Annotated in this window: 16 protein-coding genes and 1 pseudogene; 12 read left to right on the top strand and 5 right to left on the bottom strand. The window is 58.8% G+C overall.

Going from position 1 to position 20,404, the window contains the following annotated elements; all coding sequences use genetic code 11:
• Positions 1 to 43: 43 nt before the first annotated feature.
• The 3 genes from ERD80_RS08015 (at position 44) to ERD80_RS08005 (ending at position 4,204) form a co-directional block, all read left to right on the top strand.
• The gene (locus ERD80_RS08015; protein WP_021507831.1) at positions 44 to 712 is read left to right on the top strand and encodes a glutathione S-transferase; all 669 of its coding nucleotides are present in this window, start codon (positions 44 to 46) and stop codon (positions 710 to 712) included.
• A 356-nt stretch (positions 713 to 1,068) separates the two neighbouring features.
• Positions 1,069 to 2,418 (top strand): NCS2 family permease, encoded by a 1,350-nt coding sequence (locus ERD80_RS08010; RefSeq protein ID WP_058757550.1) that lies wholly within the window; start codon positions 1,069 to 1,071, stop codon positions 2,416 to 2,418.
• Between the two features lie 136 nt (positions 2,419 to 2,554).
• Positions 2,555 to 4,204 carry a Na+/H+ antiporter gene (locus ERD80_RS08005; protein ID WP_021507828.1) on the top strand — a complete coding sequence of 550 codons (1,650 nt, stop codon included), beginning with the start codon at positions 2,555 to 2,557 and terminating at the stop codon, positions 4,202 to 4,204.
• Between the two features lie 60 nt (positions 4,205 to 4,264).
• Here the strand turns inward: ERD80_RS08005 and ERD80_RS08000 are convergent, their stop codons facing one another.
• Positions 4,265 to 5,167, bottom strand: a complete 903-nt coding sequence (locus ERD80_RS08000; RefSeq protein WP_021507827.1) for a LysR family transcriptional regulator — start codon at positions 5,165 to 5,167, stop codon at positions 4,265 to 4,267.
• Between the two features lie 102 nt (positions 5,168 to 5,269).
• Here ERD80_RS08000 and ERD80_RS07995 point away from each other — a divergent pair, with 102 nt between their 5' ends.
• The 4 genes from ERD80_RS07995 to ERD80_RS07980 all read left to right on the top strand — a co-directional run bounded on the left by ERD80_RS07995 (position 5,270) and on the right by ERD80_RS07980 (position 7,696).
• Positions 5,270 to 5,695 carry a CidA/LrgA family protein gene (locus ERD80_RS07995; protein ID WP_021507826.1) on the top strand — a complete coding sequence of 142 codons (426 nt, stop codon included), beginning with the start codon at positions 5,270 to 5,272 and terminating at the stop codon, positions 5,693 to 5,695.
• Positions 5,688 to 6,383 carry an LrgB family protein gene (locus tag ERD80_RS07990; RefSeq protein ID WP_021507825.1) on the top strand — a complete coding sequence of 232 codons (696 nt, stop codon included), beginning with the start codon at positions 5,688 to 5,690 and terminating at the stop codon, positions 6,381 to 6,383. Before ERD80_RS07995 ends, ERD80_RS07990 begins: the two co-directional genes overlap by 8 nt.
• An 82-nt stretch (positions 6,384 to 6,465) precedes the next feature.
• A complete protein-coding gene (locus tag ERD80_RS07985) occupies positions 6,466 to 7,011 on the top strand; it encodes a YfaZ family outer membrane protein (RefSeq protein WP_168926260.1) in 546 nt (181 codons plus the stop codon).
• Between the two features lie 139 nt (positions 7,012 to 7,150).
• Positions 7,151 to 7,696: a YfaZ family outer membrane protein gene (locus tag ERD80_RS07980; RefSeq protein WP_059009924.1), complete on the top strand. Its 546-nt coding sequence runs from the start codon at positions 7,151 to 7,153 to the stop codon at positions 7,694 to 7,696.
• Positions 7,697 to 7,789: 93 nt separating this feature from the next.
• Here ERD80_RS07980 and ERD80_RS07975 read toward each other — a convergent pair whose 3' ends face one another.
• The 3 genes from ERD80_RS07975 to acs form a co-directional block, all read right to left on the bottom strand.
• Complete coding sequence (locus ERD80_RS07975; protein WP_058770028.1) at positions 7,790 to 9,442, bottom strand: cation acetate symporter; 1,653 nt, start codon at positions 9,440 to 9,442, stop codon at positions 7,790 to 7,792.
• Entirely contained in the window at positions 9,439 to 9,768 is a 330-nt protein-coding gene (locus ERD80_RS07970; protein WP_021313201.1) for a DUF485 domain-containing protein, read from the bottom strand. Before ERD80_RS07970 ends, ERD80_RS07975 begins: the two co-directional genes overlap by 4 nt.
• A gap of 173 nt (positions 9,769 to 9,941) precedes the next feature.
• Positions 9,942 to 11,897, bottom strand: a complete 1,956-nt coding sequence (acs, locus tag ERD80_RS07965; RefSeq protein ID WP_136546468.1) for an acetate--CoA ligase — start codon at positions 11,895 to 11,897, stop codon at positions 9,942 to 9,944.
• A 580-nt stretch (positions 11,898 to 12,477) separates the two neighbouring features.
• Here acs and gltP point away from each other — a divergent pair.
• The 4 genes from gltP to murP all read left to right on the top strand — a co-directional run bounded on the left by gltP (position 12,478) and on the right by murP (position 16,844).
• On the top strand, positions 12,478 to 13,779 hold the full coding sequence (gltP, locus tag ERD80_RS07960) for a glutamate/aspartate:proton symporter GltP (RefSeq protein ID WP_021507820.1): 1,302 nt from the start codon (positions 12,478 to 12,480) through the stop codon (positions 13,777 to 13,779).
• 163 nt (positions 13,780 to 13,942) lie between these two features.
• Positions 13,943 to 14,347 (top strand): type II toxin-antitoxin system HicB family antitoxin, encoded by a 405-nt coding sequence (locus ERD80_RS07955; RefSeq protein ID WP_058757543.1) that lies wholly within the window; start codon positions 13,943 to 13,945, stop codon positions 14,345 to 14,347.
• A gap of 146 nt (positions 14,348 to 14,493) precedes the next feature.
• Complete coding sequence (murQ, locus tag ERD80_RS07950; protein WP_058757601.1) at positions 14,494 to 15,405, top strand: N-acetylmuramic acid 6-phosphate etherase; 912 nt, start codon at positions 14,494 to 14,496, stop codon at positions 15,403 to 15,405.
• Positions 15,405 to 16,844, top strand: a complete 1,440-nt coding sequence (murP, locus tag ERD80_RS07945; protein WP_136546481.1) for a PTS N-acetylmuramic acid transporter subunit IIBC — start codon at positions 15,405 to 15,407, stop codon at positions 16,842 to 16,844. The genes murQ and murP overlap by 1 nt, the downstream gene beginning before the upstream one ends.
• Positions 16,845 to 16,938: 94 nt before the next feature.
• Here murP and ERD80_RS07940 read toward each other — a convergent pair whose 3' ends face one another.
• Positions 16,939 to 17,178, bottom strand: coding sequence for a hypothetical protein (locus tag ERD80_RS07940; protein ID WP_136546466.1), 240 nt, complete (start codon positions 17,176 to 17,178; stop codon positions 16,939 to 16,941).
• A gap of 132 nt (positions 17,179 to 17,310) precedes the next feature.
• Here ERD80_RS07940 and ERD80_RS23040 point away from each other — a divergent pair.
• A pseudogene (locus ERD80_RS23040) lies at positions 17,311 to 20,404 on the top strand (autotransporter outer membrane beta-barrel domain-containing protein); the annotation flags it as partial.

Here is a 20,404-nt window from a genome sequence, read left to right as displayed (position 1 = left end):
TCCGCTATACTAGATGCCAACCCTTAGCAGCAAGGAATCGCGCATGATTACCGTTCACCATCTGGAAAACTCCCGTTCTCATCGGGTGCTGTGGCTGCTGGAAGAGCTGGCGGTGCCGTATCAAATCAAACGCTATCAGCGGGAAAATACCCTGCTGGCGCCGGACGAATTAAAGAAAGTGCATCCGCTGGGTAAATCGCCGGTGATTACCGATGGCAATCGGGTGATCGCCGAATCGGGCGCCATCCTCGAATATCTGCAGCTAAAGTATGACAGCGAGCATCTGCTGGCGCTGCATGAGGAAGAGGAGCAAATTCAGGCGCGTTACTGGCTGCACTATGCTGAAGGTTCGCTGATGCCGCTGCTGGTGATGAAGCTGGTGTTTGCTCAGCTTGGTAAAAAGCCGGTGCCGTGGCTGCTGCGCCCGGCCGGCGTGGCGCTGAGTAAAGGCATTCAGAAAGCGTGGCTGAACAAGCAGCTGGCGCTCCACGGGCGCGTGATTGAGCAGCATCTGAGCCAGCAGCGCTTTTTTGCCGGTTCACGCTTCAGCATTGCCGATGTGCAGATGAGTTTTCCGCTGCTGGCGTTGCAGATGCGCGGCGCGCTGGGTGAGATGCCCGCCACGGCGCGCTGGCTGGAGAATATGCAGCAGCGCGCCGCGTGGCAGCGCGCGCTGGAGCAGGGCGGCCCGATTCAGTTCAATAACGGCTGAGGCGCAGCGGTAACGCAACGAAACAGGACGCCGCGACGCGCTGTCGCGGCACCGCAGCAAACCATCTGAAATGCCAGCCTTTTTCCTCCATGATTTCCTGCTCCCGCTAGCGTAACGCCAGCCATAATTGCGCCAGAGCTGCGCATTATCCTGCCTGCCAGGTGATTAGCAGTTGAAAACGCCACCCCAAACGCCAGATAATCGTTTGCCTTTTTTCCGCGTCACCCCTTTTTGACCTGGAATACGCGGCCACGTAATCGTTTGCCTGCTTTTCTCTCTGAGACATCTTCACCAGGATGATGCGCAAACGCGAGCCGCGCGGTGACCTATATCTTAAAAAACACAGAGGAATAACTATGTCTGGCGAATCACGCCCGGCCAGGGGAAAACTGGACGCCTGGTTCCACATTTCAGCACGCGGCAGCAGCGTGCGGCAGGAAGTGCTGGCTGGCCTCACCACCTTTTTAGCGATGGTTTATTCAGTCATCGTGGTGCCTGGCATGCTCGGTAAAGCGGGCTTCTCACCGACGGCGGTGTTTGTCGCTACCTGTCTGGTGGCCAGCTTTGGCTCCCTCATCATGGGACTGTGGGCCAACCTGCCGATGGCGATTGGCTGCGCCATCTCCCTGACCGCCTTCACCGCGTTCAGCCTGGTACTGGGCCAGCACATTAGCGTGCCGGTGGCGCTGGGCGCGGTCTTCCTGATGGGCCTGCTGTTCACGCTGATTTCCGTGACCGGCATTCGCGCGTGGATTCTGCGTAACCTGCCGATGGGCGTGGCGCACGGTACCGGCGTCGGTATCGGCCTGTTTCTGCTGCTGATTGCCGCCGATGGCATTGGTCTGGTGGTAAAAAACCCGGCGGCAGGCCTGCCGGTGGCGCTTGGTCACTTCACCTCTTTCCCGGTGATCATGGCGCTGATCGGGCTGGCGGCGATTTTTGGTCTGGAAAAACGGCGGGTACCGGGCGGCATTCTGCTGACCATCATTGCGATTTCGCTGCTTGGGCTGATTTTCGACCCGGCGGTAAAGTGGCAGGGGCTGTTTGCCATGCCGAGCCTGCGTGATGCCAGCGGCCAGTCGGCAATGTTTAGCCTGGATATCATGGGCGCGCTGCAGCCGGTGGTGTTACCGAGCGTGCTGGCGCTGGTGATGACCGCGGTGTTTGACGCCACCGGCACCATTCGTGCGGTGGCCGGGCAGGCGAACCTGCTGGATAAAGAGGGCCAGATTATCAATGGCGGTCGCGCGCTGACCACCGACTCTATCAGCAGCCTGTTTGCCGGACTGGTGGGTGCCTCGCCCGCCGCAGTGTATATCGAGTCCGCTGCGGGTACTGCCGCCGGCGGTAAAACCGGCCTGACGGCGATTGTCGTGGGTCTGTTGTTCCTGCTGATTCTGTTTATGTCGCCGCTGGCTTATCTGGTTCCGGCCTATGCCACCGCACCCGCGCTGATGTATGTCGGCCTGCTGATGCTGAGCAACGTGGCCAAAATCGACTTCAATGATTTCGTCGATGCGATGTCTGGCCTGCTGACGGCGGTATTCATTGTACTGACCTGCAACATCGTCACCGGCATCATGCTCGGCTTTGCCGCGCTGGTGATTGGCCGTCTGTTTGCCGGCGAGTGGCGCAAGCTCAACGCTGGCACGGTGGTAATTGCTGTGGCGCTGGTGGCGTTCTACGCGGGCGGCTGGGCTATCTGACCACAATCCGGGCGTCAGTCCGGATTATTCTCTTTATCGCACACGCCGCACATCGGGTAGCCCCGCCGGGCGGCGTTTTGTTTTACACTTTCCGACGCAACATCGCTTCGATTAATATGATTCGCCTAAGGAAAGCATGGAAATCTTCTTTACTATTCTCATCATGACGCTGGTGGTTTCGCTGTCCGGCGTTGCGGCACGAATCCTGCCGTTTCAGATCCCGCTCCCGCTGGTACAGATCGCGGCCGGCGCGCTGCTGGCCTGGCCAACCTTTGGTCTGCACGTCGATTTTGACCCCGAACTGTTCCTCGTGCTGTTTATTCCGCCGCTGCTGTTTGCCGATGGCTGGAAAACGCCGATCAACGAGTTTCTGCATCACGGCCGTGAAATTATCGGCCTGGCGCTGGTGCTGGTGCTGATTACCGTGGTCGGTATCGGCTACCTGATTTACTGGCTGGTGCCGGGCATTCCGCTGATTCCGGCGTTCGCGCTGGCGGCGGTGCTGTCTCCGACCGATGCGGTGGCGCTCTCCGGCATCGTTGGCGAAGGGCGCATCCCGAAAAAGATCATGTCGATTGTCCAGGGCGAGGCGCTGATGAATGACGCGTCGGGCCTGGTGTCACTCAAGTTTGCCGTCGCGGTGGCGATGGGCACCATGGTGTTCACCTGGGGCGGCGCCAGCGTCGAATTCCTTAAAGTGGCGATTGGCGGCCTGGTGGCCGGGGTCGCCGTTTGCTGGCTGTATGGCCGTTCGCTGCGCCTGCTCAGTCGCTGGAGTGGTGACGATCCGGCAACGCAAACCGTACTGCTGCTGCTGCTGCCGTTCGCCTCTTACCTGATTGCTGAACACCTCGGCGTCTCCGGCATTCTGGCGGCGGTAGCGGCCGGTATGACCATCACCCGTTCCGGCATCATCCGGCAGGCACCGCTGGCGATGCGCCTGCGCGCCAACAGCGTATGGCAAATGCTGGAGTTTGTGTTCAACGGTATGGTGTTCCTGATGCTGGGCCTGCAGCTGCCGGACATTCTCTCCACCTCAATTGCTCAGGCGAACGCCGATCCTAACGTCGAGCTGTGGATGCTGTTCGCCGACGTCGGGCTGGTCTATGCGGCGCTGATGATCGTGCGCTTCGGCTGGCTGTGGATCATGAAGCGCACCAGTCTGCGCCTGCTGAAGAAAAAGCCGCTGGAGTTTTCCAGCTACTCGCTGCGTGAACTGCTGATCGCCTCTTTTGCCGGCGTGCGCGGCGCTATCACGCTGGCCGGTGTGTTGTCGATTCCGCTGTTCCTCAGCAACGGCGAACCTTTCCCGGCGCGCTACGAGCTGGTGTTTATCGCCACCGGCGTGATTCTGTTCTCGCTGTTTGTCGGCGTGATTCTGCTGCCGATTCTGCTGCGCGGCATGGAGAGCCACGACAAAGTGGGGCACCGTCGCGAAATCCAGAGCGCGCGTGCTGCGATGGCCGGCGTGGCGATCGAAAGCCTGCACAAAATGGAGCAGCGGCTGGAAAACGACGCTGAAGAGAACATCGATCCTGAGCTGCTGAAAGAGGTCAGCCTGCGGGTGATTGGTAATCTGCGTCGTCGCGTCGATGGCAAAGATGATATGGAACAGGCGCTGTTTGCGGAAAATCTGGAGCGCCGTTTCCGCCTGACCGCGCTGCGCGCCGAGCGTGCCGAGGTTTATCATCTGCGCGCCACTCAGCAGATCTCCAACGAGACCATGCAGCGCCTGCTGCGCGATCTCGACCTGCTGGAAGCGCTGCTGATAGAGAAAGAGGAATAGCCGCCGCGTTTTGCTGCTCTCCGATCCCGCGGCCGCCTGACAGACAGAGCGGCCGCTTTGCTACAGCGATAGCCGTGGCGCGTTATCCGGCCAGTGTTCACGGCAGCAGGCAATCCACGCCTGCGCGCTGCGCGACAGATAACTGCCTTCGCGCCAGATTAGCCCCAGACGCCACTGCAGCTCCGACTCCAGCGGCAGCCACAGCAAGGCCTGTTTATCCAGCCGCTGGCAGATCGGCTCCGGCAGGATCGCCAGCCCCATATCCGCCTGCACCATCGCGGCAAGAAAATCCCACTGCGCGCTGCGCAGCGCGATATCCGGCATCACTCCCTGGCGCTGAAACGCTTTCATCAGCTGGCGGTTAAGCGAAAACTCTTCGTTGAGGATCAGCAGGGGATGCTGAGCCAGCTCGGCCAGCGTCAGGCTGGTGCGGTTGAGCCAGCGCGCGCTGCGCGGCAGCAGCACGCACAGCGGATGGCGCATCAGTTCCAGCGTATTCAGCGGCAGCTCCGCATCAATCGGCAGGGCGGTCAGCGCAATATCCAGCCCGCCGCTCAGCACCGCCTGCTGCACCGTCAGGCCACCAAATTCGGAGATTTTCAGCTGTACGCCGGGATAGCGGCGGCGGAACGCGGAGATCGATCCGGCAATCTGCATGCCGACCATCGGCGGAATGCCCAGCCGCAGCTCACCGGTTTTCAGCTGGTTGATGTCACTGATTTGCGCCTCCAGCTGATGAAACTCCTGCAAAATCGCCAGGCCACGCTGATACACCGCCTGGCCGCTGTCGGTGAGATGCAGCTTGCGTCCCTCGCGCAGCAGCAGCGTGCAGCCCAGCTCTTCTTCCAGCTGGCGCAGCATTTTACTGATGGTGGGTTGCGTCACGAACAGCTTCTCCGCCGCGCGGGTAAAGCTCTGCTGACGCACCACTTCGGTGAAGTAACGCAGGGCACGCACGTCCATATACATTCCTTTTTGGCATAGTTTGAATAATTTTAATTCATTTCTTTCACACTCTGGCGCGGATTTATACTGCAACCCTGAATTTTTGAGGGGAAGAGAGAAATGGCGTCCGCGCTTCGTCCGCGCACCACGGATATCCTGCAACGCGTCACGGTGCCGCTGCAGCTGGTGCTGTATATCGCCCTGTTCGTTGCCAGTGGTCAGCTGGTGAGCTGGCTGCATCTGCCGTTACCGGCCAACGTCGTGGGTATGGTGTTGCTGTTACTGTTGATCGTCAGCGGTATCGTGCCGCTGCGCTGGGTTAAAGCCGGAGCCAACTGGCTGCTGGCCGAAATGCTGCTGTTTTTTATTCCGGCGGTGGTGGCGGTGGTGAATTACAGCGACCTGCTGCGCAGTGAAGGCTGGCGCATCTGTGTGGTGATCGCCGTCAGTACGCTGATGGTGCTGGCGGCCACCTCACTGGTGGTCGATCGCTTATACCGTTTCGAACTGGCGCGCGCGGCGCGTAAGCAGGGCGATCGTGACTGACTTTATCATTAGCCTGTTATGTCTGGCGCTGACGCTGCTGGTTTACTACCTCAATAAACGCCTGTACCGGCGCAGGCCTACACTGCTGCTGATGCCGCTGGTGTTAACGCCGCTGGTGCTGGTGGCGCTGCTGCTGCTGACGCACGTCAGCTGGCAGGATTACATCGCCGAAAGCCACTGGCTGCTGTGGCTGCTGGGTCCGGCGACGCTGGCTTTTGCGGTGCCGGTTTACGAAAACCTGCACATTATCCGTCGCCACTGGCTGTCGCTGAGCGTGGGCGTGATCACCGCCACGCTGGTGGCCGTATGCAGTTCGGTGTGGCTGGCGCGGCTGCTGACATTACCGGAGAGCATCCAGCGTAGCCTGGCGGTGCGCTCCATCACCACGCCTTTTGCGCTGGCAGCGGCCCAGCCGATTGGCGGCCAGCCCGATTTGGTCGCGCTGTTCGTGGTGATTACCGGCGTGTTTGGCATGGCGGTGGGCGACGTGCTGTTTTTACGCATCGCGATTAAGCAGGGCGTGGCGAAAGGCGCCGGCTTTGGTGCCGCCTCGCACGGTGCCGGCACGGCACGCGCTTATCAGCTCGGCCAGCAGGAGGGCGTGGTCTCCAGCCTGGTAATGATGCTCTCCGGCGTGCTCACGGTGCTGCTGGCCCCGCTGCTGGGACAGCTGTTGTGGCATGCCTGACGGGCAAATTTGAGCCTGGGCTCATATCAGAGTTTCCTCGCTTTGCTTACCGTTTGCGCGCGTAAACAACAAGGAAGCGAGAATGAAAAATACCACATTAGCATTAGGCCTGCTGCTGGCCGCCACCGGGACCAGTGCCGCTGAGATCGGCGGGCAGGGCGGCAGCCATTTCTGGACAGCCCGGATTAACAGCGACCGCACCGCACCAGGCGTGCAGGCAGCACTGGAGTATGTGCATGGTCATCAGCAAACCCATCTGCTCGACGCCAGCCTCGGCTACGGCTTTTCCCTCGGCGCGCTACAGGTAGCACCGCGTATCGGTGCATTCTGGGCCGATGTGAAAACCACCTCAACATCGAGTCGCGGCATGAATGGCGGGATTCGTCTGATGGCACCTCTGCCGCGGGCAGGGGCCACCTGGCTCTATCTGGATTACAACCTGTCGCCTGATTTTGCCAACCACAATCTGCATGCGCTGCATCAGCTGGAAGCGGGCGTCTATTACCAGCCGGCGAAGTGGTTATCACTCAGCAGCGGCTATCGCTACCTCTCCGTCAACGGTGATTATGGCCATGCCGATCAAAGCCTGATGGATGGCCTGTTTATCGGCGCTGCCGTGCGTTTCTGATCCCTCCACGGCCGTTCGCGGCCGTTTTCTGCCCGCTGTAACCCATTTTTACGTAAAGCTTTCCAAATAAAGTTGTGTCACGTCGCTGCGCTGTTTACCCTTTGCGCCGAATTATGTGTCCTTCATGGAGTGGATTGTTATGTTTAAGCAACTTGTTACGGGAAGCGTTTTAGGTCTGGCACTGCTGAGCGGCGGCGCGCAGGCGATTGAGGGCAGTGTTGACGTGGGTGAGCACAGCACCAACCTGAACCTTGGCCTCGGCACCGCTTCACCCGGTCTGTTTCTGAAAGGCAACTGGCTGCGCAGCGATCACGACGGCAGCACCTACGGCCTCGGTATGGGTTATAACCTGGATGTGGGTGATTTCCGCCTGGCACCGACGGCGAAAGCGCTGTTCACCCATCCGGAAGATGGCCGTGATGGCTTCACCGTGGCACTGGGTGCCGGTGCGCAGTATAACTTCAACAGCATGTGGGGCCTGTACGGCGAATATTACTATGCGCCGGAAGCGTTCTCCGATCGTCTGGACAGCTATAAAGAAGCCTCAGGCGGCCTGAGCTTTACGCCGATTTCACTGCTGAACCTGCGCGTTGGCTATCAGTACATTGAGCTGAACAACAAAGGCGACCGCAAAGATAACGTGCTGGTCGATGGCCCGTACGTCGGTGCGTCGCTGCGTTTCTGATGACTGGACCAGGTGCGCATGAATGCGCACCCTACGAAATTCCGTAGGGTCGCCATTTATGGCGACCTGGTCAATCACCGCACCCTCTCAATCTTAATGCGCTTTCCCCTGCGAAATGCCGACGCCCGTTTGTGAACGGATAAACTGTCCGCGGAATTTCGCGCGCTCCAGCGCCCCCTGCTGGGAATGATCGGTAATGGAAAACAGCCAGGTGCCGACAAACGCGACCAGCATCGAGAACAGCGCCGGATACTCATACGGATAGACTGGCGTTGCGTGTCCCAGTACCTGCACCCAAATGGTCGGGCCGAGAATCATCAGCACCACCGCCGTCAGCAGGCCCAGCCAGCCTCCCACCATGGCGCCGCGCGTGGTCAGCTTTGACCAGTACATCGACAGCAAAATAATCGGGAAGTTACAGCTGGCGGCAATCGAGAACGCCAGGCCGACCATGAAGGCAATGTTCTGTTTCTCAAACAGAATGCCCAGCGCAATCGCCACCACGCCCAGCACCAGCACGGTAATTTTCGACACCCGCAACTCTTCACGCTCGGTGGCCTGACCTTTGCGGATCACGCTGGCATACAGGTCATGCGACACCGCCGAAGCGCCGGCCAGCGTCAGTCCGGCCACCACCGCCAGAATGGTGGCGAAGGCTACCGCCGAGATAAAGCCGAGGAACAGGCTGCCGCCGACCGCATTGGAGAGATGCACTGCCGCCATATTGGTGCCGCCAATCAGCGCGCCGCTGGCGTCTTTGAAGACCGGATTAGCGCCGACCAGCAGAATCGCGCCGAAGCCGATAATAAAGGTCAGGAAGTAGAAGTAGCCCATAAAGCCGGTGGCCCAGAACACGCTTTTGCGTGCTTCTCGTGCATCGGCGACGGTGAAGAAACGCATCAGAATATGCGGCAGGCCGGCGGTGCCAAACATCAGGCCCAGACCGAGCGACAGCGCGGAGATCGGGTCTTTCACCAGACCGCCCGGCTGCATGATCGCGCTTCCTTTCGGATGCACCGCCATCGCCTCAGTAAACAGCGTATTAAAGCTGAAACCGGTGGCTTTCATCACCATGATGGCCATAAAGCTGGCACCAAACAGCAGCAGCACCGCTTTGATAATCTGCACCCAGGTGGTGGCGAGCATGCCGCCAAACAGCACGTACAGCACCATCAGAATGCCGACCAGCACCACGGCGATGTGGTAGTCGAGACCGAACAGCAGCTGGATCAGCTTACCGGCACCCACCATCTGCGCAATCAGATACAGCGCCACCACCACCAGCGAACCGCAGGCGGAAAGGGTGCGGATCGGCTTTTGCTGCAGGCGATAGGACGCCACATCGGCAAAGGTATAGCGGCCCAGGTTACGCAGGCGTTCGGCAATCAGGAACAGAATCATGGGCCAGCCGACGAGGAAGCCGAGCGAGTAGATCAGCCCGTCGTAGCCGGAGGTGTAGACCAGCGCGGAGATACCGAGAAACGAGGCGGCCGACATAAAGTCACCGGCCATCGCCAGGCCATTCTGGAAACCGGTGATGTTGCCGCCGGCAGTGTAGTAATCGCTGCGCGAGCGGGTGCGTTTGGACGCCCAGTAAGTAATGCCGAGCGTGGCCGCCACGAAGACCACGAACATGATGATCGCTTCGTAGTTGGTGGCCTGTTTTTGCACCGCGCCGGTAATGGCATCGGCGGCAAATACGCTGGCTGGTACGATAGCCAGCGAGGCGGAGAGCAGGCGCTTCATGATTTCACCTCGCTGACAATCTGTTTGGTCAGACGATCAAACTCGCCGTTGGCGCGCCAGACATAAACGCCGGTCAGCAGAAACGACACCACAATCAGGCCGACGCCGATGGGGATGCCGCGCGTCACATTAGTGCCGGCGTGCAAGGGCGTGCCGAGCCAGCCGGGCGCGAAGGCAATCAGCAGAATAAAGCCGACATACAGTACCAGCATGATAAGGCTGAGCAGCAGCGCAAACGACTGACGTTTGTGCACCAGCTCCTGAAAACGCGGATTGCTTTCGATTTGTTGCCAGACGGCTTCCTGTTGGTTCAGGGCTTCGTTCATCACATTTTCTCCAGAGGCAAGGCAGACAGAAAACTCACGGCAACGTGATTTAACTGGCTGAATATTCTAGTTATAAAGGTTGTGCGATGGTGAAAAGCATACGGCGTAAGGATGGAAGAGCGGAGAGTTGCCTGCCGGGGACAGGCTGATACTCTCCGCCGGGTCAATGCCGGTTATGGCATGGTGATCGACTGTTTCTCCTCGAGCAATTTCTCCACCACGCCCGGATCGGCCAGCGTTGAAGTATCGCCAAAGTTGCTGGTATCGCCGGCGGCGATCTTGCGCAGAATGCGGCGCATGATTTTGCCGGAGCGGGTTTTTGGCAGCGAATCGGTCCAGTGCAACACGTCTGGCGTGGCAATCGGGCCGATCTCTTTACGCACCCAGTTGCGCACCTCACTGTACAGCTCTGGCGACGGCTCTTCGCCGTGATTCAGCGTGATATAAGCATAGATCGCCTGGCCTTTAATGCTGTGCGGAATCCCCACCACCGCGGCTTCGGCAATTTTCGGATGCGAGACCAGCGCGGACTCGATCTCCGCCGTGCCAAGCCGGTGGCCGGAGACGTTCAGCACGTCATCGACGCGGCCGGTGATCCAGTAATAGCCATCGTCGTCACGGCGCGCGCCGTCGCCGCTGAAGTAGCGATTTTTAAACGTCGAGAAGTAGGTTTGCTCAAAGCGATCGTGATCGCCAAACAGCGTGCGTGCCTGGCCGGGCCATGAGTCAACGATCACCAGGTTGCCCTCGGTGGCACCGTCCAGCGTATTACCTTCGTTATCCACCAGCGCCGGCTGGACGCCAAAGAACGGTTTAGTGGCCGAGCCGGCCTTCAGCTCGGTGGCGCCGGGCAGCGGCGTAATCATAAAGCCGCCGGTTTCGGTCTGCCACCAGGTATCGACGATCGGGCAACGGCTGTCGCCAATCTTTTTGTAATACCACTCCCAGGCTTCCGGGTTGATGGGCTCGCCGACCGATCCCATGATGCGCAGGCTGCTGCGCTGAGTGCCGGCAATCGCTTTATCACCCTCGGCCATCAGCGCGCGGATAGCGGTTGGCGCGGTGTACAGCAGCGTGACCTTATGTTTATCCACCACTTCCGCCATGCGGCTGGGCTGGGGCCAGTTGGGTACGCCTTCGAACATCAGCGTGGTAGCCCCGCAGGCCAGCGGACCGTAGATCAGATAGCTGTGCCCGGTAATCCAGCCCACGTCGGCGGTGCACCAGTACACATCATCTTCATGATAATCAAAAACATATTTGAAGGTGGTGGCAGCATACACCAGGTAACCACCGGTGGTGTGCAGCACGCCTTTCGGCTTGCCGGTGGAGCCGGAGGTATAAAGGATAAACAGCGGATGTTCGGCCTCGACCGCTACCGGCTGATGCTGATCGCTGGCTTTCGCCATCAGTTCATGCCACCACAGATCGCGGCCTTCGCGCCAGCCGGTCTCTTTGCCGGTGCGCTGGAACACCACCACGTTTTTCACGCTGGTGACGTTTGGATTGTTCAGCGCATCATCCACGTTTTTCTTCAGCGGAATGCTGCGTCCGGCACGCACGCCTTCGTCAGCGGTAATCACCAGTTTTGCACTGGAATCCACTACGCGTCCGGCCACCGCTTCAGGTGAGAAGCCGCCAAAAATGACCGAGTGCACGGCGCCGATGCGCGCGCAGGCCAGCATGGCGACCGCGGCTTCCGGCACCATCGGCATGTAGATTGCCACCACATCGCCTTTCTTCACGCCAAGGCCGGTCAGCACGTTGGCGAAGCGGCAGACGTCGGCGTGCAGTTCACGGAAAGTCAGGGTTTTGCTCTCGCTGGCGTCATCGCCTTCCCAGATAATCGCCGGGTGATCGCCGCGCGTAGCCAGGTGGCGATCGAGACAGTTGGCGGCAAGGTTCAGCGCGCCATCTTCATACCAGCGAATCGAAATATTGCCGGGGGCAAACGAGGTATTTTTCACTTTGCTGTAGGGCGTCATCCAGTCGAGGATTTTGCCCTGTTCGCCCCAAAAGGCCTCAGGATCGTCAACCGACTGTTGATATAGCGCCGCGTACTGATCGGCATTTATCAGGGCATTCGCTGCAATGGCAGCGGGTACGGGATGCTTGTGTATTTGGCTCATGGCTGACCTCCTTGAAGATGTTAATCATATGTCAATCAAAGGTTAATTGAAGAGTGAGGCCGGGCTTTGTTTCTGTTTTGCAGTCTGGATCACGACCTTGTGTAAGGCTGAAAAGTCACCCAATTCAATCTGTTTACCGGCGCAGGAAATGAGGCAAAACCACTGGCTGGATCAATAAAATTATGAACCATTCGGTTAAATAAGCAGCAAACAGACCGGCACGTTTTTTCAGCAATCCTGAATAGCTATGCGGAAAATTATCGAATTAACACTTTTCATAACAGCGAGTTATGACAGGCGCATGTCAGCAGCATTTTATGCTGCCTGGCTGTGCAGGATTTAAGCTATCGCCCCAGGGGTTGCATTTACCGTAGTGAAAATGGTACTTATCTCGGCCCTGTTCAGCAGGTATCAACTCAGGCTGCATCATCGCGCGGGCGCATAATGCCGGCGCAGCGGTAATTGATGCAGTCCATTATAACCCTCTATTTTATCGGGCTTTTGCTCACTTCCCTGTGTGTAATGTCTTCTGCACCTTCGCAGCAGAGCAAAGGGGTTTTAACTGAGGAAATAACGCGTTATGAAAGGTTTTAAACTCACCCTCGCGTGGCAGATTCTGATTGCCCTGATTCTCGGCGTTATCGTCGGAACCGTGCTGCATAATCAGCCAGACGATCGTGAATGGTTAATCACTAACATTCTTACTCCTGCCGGCGACATCTTTATTCATCTGATCAAGATGATTGTGGTGCCGATTGTTATTTCCTCACTGATTGTCGGCATCGCCGGCGTGGGTGATGCGAAAAAGCTCGGGCGGATTGGTGTGAAAACCATCATCTATTTTGAAGTGATTACCACCATTGCCATTGTGGTCGGCATCACGCTGGCCAACGTATTCCAACCCGGCAGCGGCATTGATATGTCAACGCTGGCAACGGTGGACATCTCTAAATACGAAGCCACAACGGAAGCGGTGCAGGGTGCGCCACATGGCCTGGTGACCACCATTCTGTCGCTGATCCCGCAGAATATTTTTGCCTCGCTGGTCAAAGGCGACATGCTGCCGATCATCTTCTTCTCGGTGCTGTTTGGCATGGGGCTGTCGGCGCTGCCGTCGGAGCATCGCGATCCGCTGGTGACCGTATTCCGTTCCATTTCCGAAACCATGTTTAAAGTGACGCACATGATCATGCGCTATGCGCCGGTCGGGGTGTTTGCGCTGATTGCCGTCACCATTGCTAACTTCGGTTTTGCCTCGCTCTATCCGCTGGCCAAGCTGGTGCTGCTGGTGTACGTGGCGATTCTGTTCTTTGCGTTCGTGGTGCTGGGTGCGGTGGCGCGCTTCTGCAAGTTGCGTATTACGACCCTGATGCGCATTCTGAAAGATGAGCTGATTCTGGCGTATTCCACCTCCAGCTCAGAGACCGTGCTGCCGCGCATCATGCAGAAGATGGAAGCCTACGGCGCGCCGAAGGCGATCACCAGTTTCGTGGTGCCAACCGGCTATTCGTTCAATCTGGATGGTTCAACGCTGTATCAGAGCATTGCGGCGATCTTTATCGCCCAGCTGTACGGCATTGACCTGTCGCTGACCGATGAAATCATTCTGGTGCTGACCCTGATGGTGACGTCGAAAGGCATCGCAGGTGTGCCGGGCGTCTCGTTTGTGGTGCTGCTGGCCACGCTGGGCAGCGTTGGTATTCCGCTGGAAGGTCTGGCGTTTATCGCCGGCGTCGACCGTATCATGGACATGGCGCGCACCGCGCTCAACGTCATCGGTAACGCGCTGGCGGTGCTGGTTATCGCCCGCTGGGAAAACCAGTTTGATACCAAACAGGCCGCCGCCTACGAGTTGCAGCTGCGCACGCAAAACGCCAGCTAAGCGACATGCTCTCTGACTGAACCCGCCTTCTGGCGGGTTTTTTTATATTTTGCAGACAAGTCCTGTCGTGGTGAGCGGCTGAAGAAAGTTTAAATTTATACCCACCATAACCACTCGCATCCGCCGTAGATAATCAAGAAGGCAATTTACATAAGGACTCACCATGAGATTCCCCGTTTATTTGCACAAAACAGAAAACGGCAGCTGGTCAGGTTTCGTACCCGACGTGCAGGGATGTTTTTTTGCGGGCAACACCGTTGACGAGGCGTTGAGCGATGCATTTGGTGCAATCGATGCGCATGTGGAATCGTTAGCGGACGCAGGCAAGGCCATTCCAAAAGCAGCCAGCGTTGAAACCCATATTAATGATGAAGAGTGCCAGGGAGGTTACTGGGCTTTCGTTGAGATTGATCTCAGTCGTTACGAAGGTAAAGCGGTGAAGCTGAACATCACCCTGCCGCAAAACTTACTGACCAAAATCGATAGCCACGTAGAAGCACACCGCGAATACGGCTCCCGTAGCGGCTTTCTCGCCGCGCTGGCACGCAGAGAGCTGGCAAACATCTAGTGCTTCTTCTTAATCCAACCCGCCTTCTGGCGGGTTTTTTTATGTCCGCTGCCGCAAAAGGTAAAAAAATTGACCTGAGCAGGAGGAATTAACAATTCTATATGATATATAGTTTCAAGAATAAATTATTCCTGAAGGGAGCGAACATGAACATCGATCTGAGCCAGATGATCACCGAGGGCCGCAACCCGGCGAGCCAGAACATTGACGAGCTGAACACGGAAGCGATGCTGCGCGTCATTAACGATGAAGACAAAAAAGTGGCACTGGCGGTGGAAGCTATCGTGCCGCAGATTGCTGAGGTGGTGGATGCCATCACGGCGGCATTCAGCCAGGGCGGACGTCTGATTTACTGCGGTGCCGGGACCTCCGGCCGCCTCGGTATTCTCGATGCCAGCGAATGCCCGCCCACGTTCGGCACGCCGCGCAGTCAGGTGGTCGGGCTGATCGCCGGCGGCCATACCGCCATTTTACAGGCGGTGGAAAACGCCGAGGACAACCGCGAGCAGGGCGCGCAGGATTTAAAAGATATCGACTTTTCGGCGCGCGATGTGCTGGTCGGCATTGCTGCCAGCGGCCGCACGCCTTATGTGCTTGGCGCGCTCGCCTGGGCGAAGCAGCAGGGCGCCTTCACCGCCGCGCTGACCTGTAATCCCAACAGCGCCATGTCGCAGGCGGCGGACGTCGCCCTGACGCCGGTGGTGGGCCCGGAAGTGGTCACCGGCTCGTCACGCATGAAAGCCGGCACCGCGCAGAAGCTGGTGCTCAATATGCTGACCACCGGCGCCATGATCCGCAGCGGCAAAGTGTACGGCAACCTGATGGTCGACGTAGAAGCCACCAATCAGAAACTGGTGCAGCGGCAAATCAACATCGTTAAGCAGGCCACCGAATGTGACGATGCCCGCGCGCAGCAGGCGCTGGCAGCGTGCGGCGGCCACTGTAAAACCGCCATTGTGATGATACTGGCAGACCTGAGCGCCGATGAAGCGCAGGCGCTGCTAGCGCAGAATCACGGCTTTATCCGCCAGGCATTACACCACGCAGGAGCGCAATGATGGCGGCGATTACTGAAAGCTTATTGCGCGATATCCTGCAGGCGGTCGGCGGCGCAGGCAACGTCGTGCACTGCGGTAACTGCATGACGCGTCTGCGTCTGACGCTGGCCGATGCCGCGCGGGTCGACAGCGCCCGGCTGAAAACGCTGCCCGGCGTGCTGGGCGTGATTGACAGCGATGCCCAGCTGCAGATTGTGGTCGGCCCTGGCAAAGCGCAAACCGCAGCGGAAAAAATGCAGGCGATGCTGAACAGCGCCACGCCAGAGGCGCCGGGCGATCTGCACAGCATTGCCAGCGCGCAGAAGCAGCAGATGAAAGCGAAGCAAACCAGCGCGCTGCACCGTTTTCTCTCCTGCTTTGCCACCATTTTTACCCCGCTGATCCCGGGCTTTATCGGTGCCGGATTGCTGCTGGGGTTTGCCACGCTGATTGAGCAGGTGTTTCATCTTAATCAGCCCGGGGAACACGCCCGCTGGCTGCTGGATACCGTGGCTTATATGAAGGTGTTCGGTAAAGGGCTGTTCACCTTCCTCAGTATCTTAATCGGCTATAACGCGCAGAAAGCGTTTGGCGGCACCGGCGTGAACGGCGCGATTATCGCCTCGCTGTTTGTGCTGGGTTATGTCCCGAACGCGACCGTTGGCTATTACAGCGGCATGCAGGATTTCTTCGGCCTGACTATCGATCCGCGCGGCAATATTATTGGCGTGCTGCTGGCGGCGATATTTGGTGCCTGGCTGGAGAAACAGCTGCGCAAAATTATCCCGGATAATCTCGATATGATCCTCACCTCGCTGCTGACGCTGTTAATTACCGGCGCGGTGACGTTCCTGGTGATCATGCCGATTGGCGGCGAGCTGTTTAAAGGCATGTCGTGGCTGTTTATCCACCTGAACAATAACCCGTTCGGCTGTGCCATTCTGGCCGGTTTATTCCTGATTGCGGTGATGTTCGGCATTCACCAGGGTTTTATTCCGGTCTATTTTGCGCTGATGGAAACCCAGGGTTTCAATTCGCTGTTCCCGATACTCGCCATGGCCGGAGCCGGTCAGGTCGGCGCTTCGCTGGCGCTGTGGTGCAAAGCCGACAAGCATTCGCTGCTGCGCAGCCAGATTAAAGGCGCTATCGTGCCAGGTCTGCTGGGCGTCGGTGAGCCGCTCATCTATGGCGTGACGCTGCCGCGTCTTAAACCGTTTATTACCGCCTGCTTCGGCGGTGCGCTGGGCGGCTTCTTTATCGGGCTGGTGGCGTGGCTCGGTCTGCCGGTGGGCATGAACACGGTGTTTGGCCCGTCAGGACTGGTGACGCTGCCGCTGATGACCTCTTCGCAGGGCATCTTTGCCGGTATGGCGGTCTATCTGGTGGGGCTGATCGTGGCGTGGATCGGCGGCTTCGTCTTTACCTGGTGGGGCGGCACCAAAAACGTCGATTTAAGCTAGAAAAGCCTGCGCGAGCAGACCGTCAAGAGGTCTGATGTCATTAAATGGATGATTTTGCTGCAATTGTGGGCTGGCTCACAATTGCAGTATTTCGTTAGCGCTGCTTATTATTGAGCGTGAGAATTATCACCCGTCCAGACTTTACTGGAGTGGCTGAAGATAAATCACGTGATATTAATGCGTTATCACTATAAGCCTTATTTAAACCAGGGTTATAGCCTTTCATTTCCTGCGAAATTCTTATTTCATCCTGATAAATATCTCCGGGCTCGCTTTTGATCTGTGCAGCCATAAAGTCTATATAAGCAACAGCTTTCTCCTGATTTTCACGCATCAGCGGCACCCTCTGTGCCCGTAATTAACCACTTGATTCGTTTTGTGAAAATAGAGTTCGCCCATTTGCCCCTTTGTTCTTTTTTTCGCTGTGCTTTCACAGCGTCGCTGATTGCTTGTTACTGGAGGTTGTATGAGATTCACCCGGAATCCCATTGCGTTAGGGATCGTCGCTGCGCAGGCGGTGTTTTATTTCCCCGGCGTGGGGGAAGCGGCAACACTGGGCGCGTATAATCCGCGCGATAATGACCAGCAGAGCGGCGCGCTGATCGTTAACGGCGGCAGCGCAACCTTAACCGGTAATCAGGCGTTTGAGCCGGGCATTGACGGGGCGGTCAACACCACGCTCGGCCAGGTGACCATCGCGGCGGGCGCACAATACCTCAATCAGGCACGTCTCGATCCCGGTCCGCAAAACCTCGCCATCACCGTGCCGGATCCCACTACCGGCGGCAACACCACCTTTCAGGTGTTTGATTCCGCCAACCTGGTGGCGCAGGCACCGGTTACCGCCAGCACGGTGGTGCCGGATCTGCAAAACGTGAATGACAATCAGTATATCGACGCGCGCATCGCCGATGTCAGCGGCAGCGGCAGTTCGCTGGATGTCAGCATTGGTCAGGCTAACGCCAACAGCAGCGCCAGCACCAACGCCTGGACCATGGCGGCCAAAAACACCACGCTGTTTCAGGTCAGTAACGGCGGCACCCTCAACTGGAACAACAACAACCGCATCACCTTCAATGGTTCTGCGGCCAACGTTTCCGGCGGCCAGGTGACCGACAGCCTGGCGGTACAAAACCTCGCCACCTATAACGGCAGCTTTAGCGTGCAGACGCTGGACGGCAAAACCACCGCCTTCAACGTCACCAATGCCAGCCAGCTGCAAAGCTACAATAACTGGCTGGTGAGCCAGCTGCAGACCGGCAATCTCGCGCCAGCCAGCTACCTCAGCGCGTTCAATCAGGCGGTCACTATCACCAACGGCGATATTGTCTATAACGTCAGCGCCACTGCGCCGGATGAAGTGACGCAGCCGATAGGTAGCCGCGTGGTGATCAATGCCGAAGGCGCCGGTTCGCAGGTCACTATCGCCGCCGGTAAAACGCTGGAAGTGGTAGGGGCCAGCGATGGCGCGGTACGCGTGGCCAATGGGGCCAATGCTACCATCGACGGGAAACTGGCGAGCCGCGGCACCGCGCTGGCGCTGGATGGCGCGACGGCTACCAACAGCAGCAGCGGCGTCATCAACGGCGGCTTCCTCAACCGTATTGATGGCACCGGCGTCGGCGCGGCCAGCAACAACGCCACGGCGGTAACGGTGCAAAACGGCGGCGATTTCACTAACAACGGCGTGCTTAACCTCGGTACCACCGGCAGCAATCTGACCAACGGCGTGGCGGGCATCCGCCTTGATGCCAATGCGCAGGCCAGCAACAGCGGCAATATCAACGTGGGCGTCAACGGTTCCAGCGCGCGCGGCACCACTTCCGGCGTGCTGCTCACCAGCGACAGCAGCCGATTTACCAACAACAGCGGCGGCACGATTTATCTCGGGCGAGGCGCGCAGAACAGCCTGAGCGACAACGTGGCGGAGACCGCCCTGAACCAGAGCGGGCTGACCAGCGGCATTGCGCTGCTGGCCAACGGCAGCGCCACCAACGACGGGGCGATTGTGATTGGCTCGCGCGTACAGAACGCCGCCGGGATGTCGGTCAGCGGTGCCAGCAATGCCACGCTTATCAACAGCGGCACCATCGACGTCAACGGCAGCGCTGCGCGCGTGCCGCGCGAGAACGTCGGCATGCTGGTCACTAACAGCAACGGTACGCTGGAGAATCGCGGCACCATCAACCTCAACGGCGTTAACGGCACCGGCCTGAAAGTGCTGGCCACCAGTGGTAACAGCGCCGCCGCCAGCTCCACCGGGACCATCAACGTGGCAGGCGGAGCCGATCCGGCCAGCGGCACGCGCAACTTTGGCGTGTGGGTGGAAGGCCAGGGCAGCGGCACTGCCGCAGCGAACGTGGACGGGCCGATTAACCTCACCGGCAACGGCGCGATTGGCGTGCACGCGCGCGGCAACGCCACGGTTAATGTAACGCAGAATGCCATTCCCCGTTTCAGCACCGGCAGCAATCAAATTGGTTTTTTTGCCTATGGCCCGAATGCGCTGATCAACGTGGACGACAACAACGCGTTTGACGTCACCACCACTAACTCGACGCTCTTCCGCATCGAACAGGGCGCGACGTTTGACGGGACTAATACCACGCTGACCGCCTCCGGCGCGGGTGCGGTGGCGGTGAACGGCACCGGCGGTGGCGGAACATTGGTGAAGACCAATAACGCCACGATCAACGTCAGCGGCACCGGCGCCACCGGCATCAATATCGAGGGCGGTGCGCAGGGCAACATTGACGCGGCGACCACCATTACCCTCAGTGGCAGCAACGCCACGGGCGCGATTGCCGACGGGCAGAAACATACGCTGACCGGCGCCAACAGCCGTGCGCCGGTCGCCAGCACGCGGCTGACCTCCGCCGCAGAACTCAATTCGGCGCAGAACGGCATCACCGGCTATCTGGCGCGCAACCGCGCGCAGCTCAGCAACAGCGGCAACATCAACTTCAGCGGGGCCAATACCACCGGCCTGCGCGTGGAGAGCGGGGCGACCGGCAGCAACAGCGGCAACATCAGCATCAGCGACGGCGGCACCGGTATCGCGGTGAACAGCGCGGGCAGCACCTTCGCCACCACCGCCAGCAACAGCGGCAACATCGACGTGAATGGCGGCAGCACCACCCGCCGTACGCGCGGCGTCAGCGCCAGCGGTAGTCAGGCCGTGGCGAACCTCAACGGCGGTACGCTCACGCTCAACGGCAGTGGTGCCATCGGCGCCGAAGCGCTGGACGGTGCGCTGGTGAATATCGCCGCCGGATCGACGCCGATCTTTAACAATAGCGACCAGATCGCCTATCACGCTGCGGGTAACGGTTCGCGCATTCGCGCCGCCACCAGCGCGCTGGATGTCACGGTGCAAAAGCGCATTCTCGATCTGCTCGACCAGCTGCGCCGTGAGTTCGCCACCGCCGTGCTGTTTGTCACCCACGACCTGGCGCTGGCCGCGGAACGCGCTGACCGTCTGCTGGTGTTTCGTCACGGCGAGATCCAGGAACAGGGAAGCGCAGCGACGCTGGTCAGCGCGCCACAGCATCCTTATACCC

Origin of the sequence: Pantoea sp. R102, assembly GCF_004916815.1 — a bacterium.
GTDB classification, from domain to species: Bacteria; Pseudomonadota; Gammaproteobacteria; order Enterobacterales; family Enterobacteriaceae; genus Pantoea; species Pantoea dispersa.
Note: the sequence above shows the minus strand (reverse complement) of the source record. Positions and strands in the feature narration are given on the sequence as shown.

What these genes read in the sequence shown, in the direction of transcription:
- ERD80_RS08015 (WP_021507831.1), top strand. Translation starts at nt 44, where the DNA reads ATGATTACCGTTCACCATCTGGAAAACTCCCGTTCTCATCGGGTGCTG.
- ERD80_RS08010 (WP_058757550.1), top strand. Translation starts at nt 1,069, where the DNA reads ATGTCTGGCGAATCACGCCCGGCCAGGGGAAAACTGGACGCCTGGTTC.
- ERD80_RS08005 (WP_021507828.1), top strand. Translation starts at nt 2,555, where the DNA reads ATGGAAATCTTCTTTACTATTCTCATCATGACGCTGGTGGTTTCGCTG.
- ERD80_RS08000 (WP_021507827.1), bottom strand. Translation starts at nt 5,167, where the DNA reads ATGGACGTGCGTGCCCTGCGTTACTTCACCGAAGTGGTGCGTCAGCAG.
- ERD80_RS07995 (WP_021507826.1), top strand. Translation starts at nt 5,270, where the DNA reads ATGGCGTCCGCGCTTCGTCCGCGCACCACGGATATCCTGCAACGCGTC.
- ERD80_RS07985 (WP_168926260.1), top strand. Translation starts at nt 6,466, where the DNA reads ATGAAAAATACCACATTAGCATTAGGCCTGCTGCTGGCCGCCACCGGG.
- ERD80_RS07980 (WP_059009924.1), top strand. Translation starts at nt 7,151, where the DNA reads ATGTTTAAGCAACTTGTTACGGGAAGCGTTTTAGGTCTGGCACTGCTG.
- ERD80_RS07975 (WP_058770028.1), bottom strand. Translation starts at nt 9,442, where the DNA reads ATGAAGCGCCTGCTCTCCGCCTCGCTGGCTATCGTACCAGCCAGCGTA.
- ERD80_RS07970 (WP_021313201.1), bottom strand. Translation starts at nt 9,768, where the DNA reads ATGAACGAAGCCCTGAACCAACAGGAAGCCGTCTGGCAACAAATCGAA.
- acs (WP_136546468.1), bottom strand. Translation starts at nt 11,897, where the DNA reads ATGAGCCAAATACACAAGCATCCCGTACCCGCTGCCATTGCAGCGAAT.
- gltP (WP_021507820.1), top strand. Translation starts at nt 12,478, where the DNA reads ATGAAAGGTTTTAAACTCACCCTCGCGTGGCAGATTCTGATTGCCCTG.
- ERD80_RS07955 (WP_058757543.1), top strand. Translation starts at nt 13,943, where the DNA reads ATGAGATTCCCCGTTTATTTGCACAAAACAGAAAACGGCAGCTGGTCA.
- murQ (WP_058757601.1), top strand. Translation starts at nt 14,494, where the DNA reads ATGAACATCGATCTGAGCCAGATGATCACCGAGGGCCGCAACCCGGCG.
- murP (WP_136546481.1), top strand. Translation starts at nt 15,405, where the DNA reads ATGGCGGCGATTACTGAAAGCTTATTGCGCGATATCCTGCAGGCGGTC.
- ERD80_RS07940 (WP_136546466.1), bottom strand. Translation starts at nt 17,178, where the DNA reads ATGCGTGAAAATCAGGAGAAAGCTGTTGCTTATATAGACTTTATGGCT.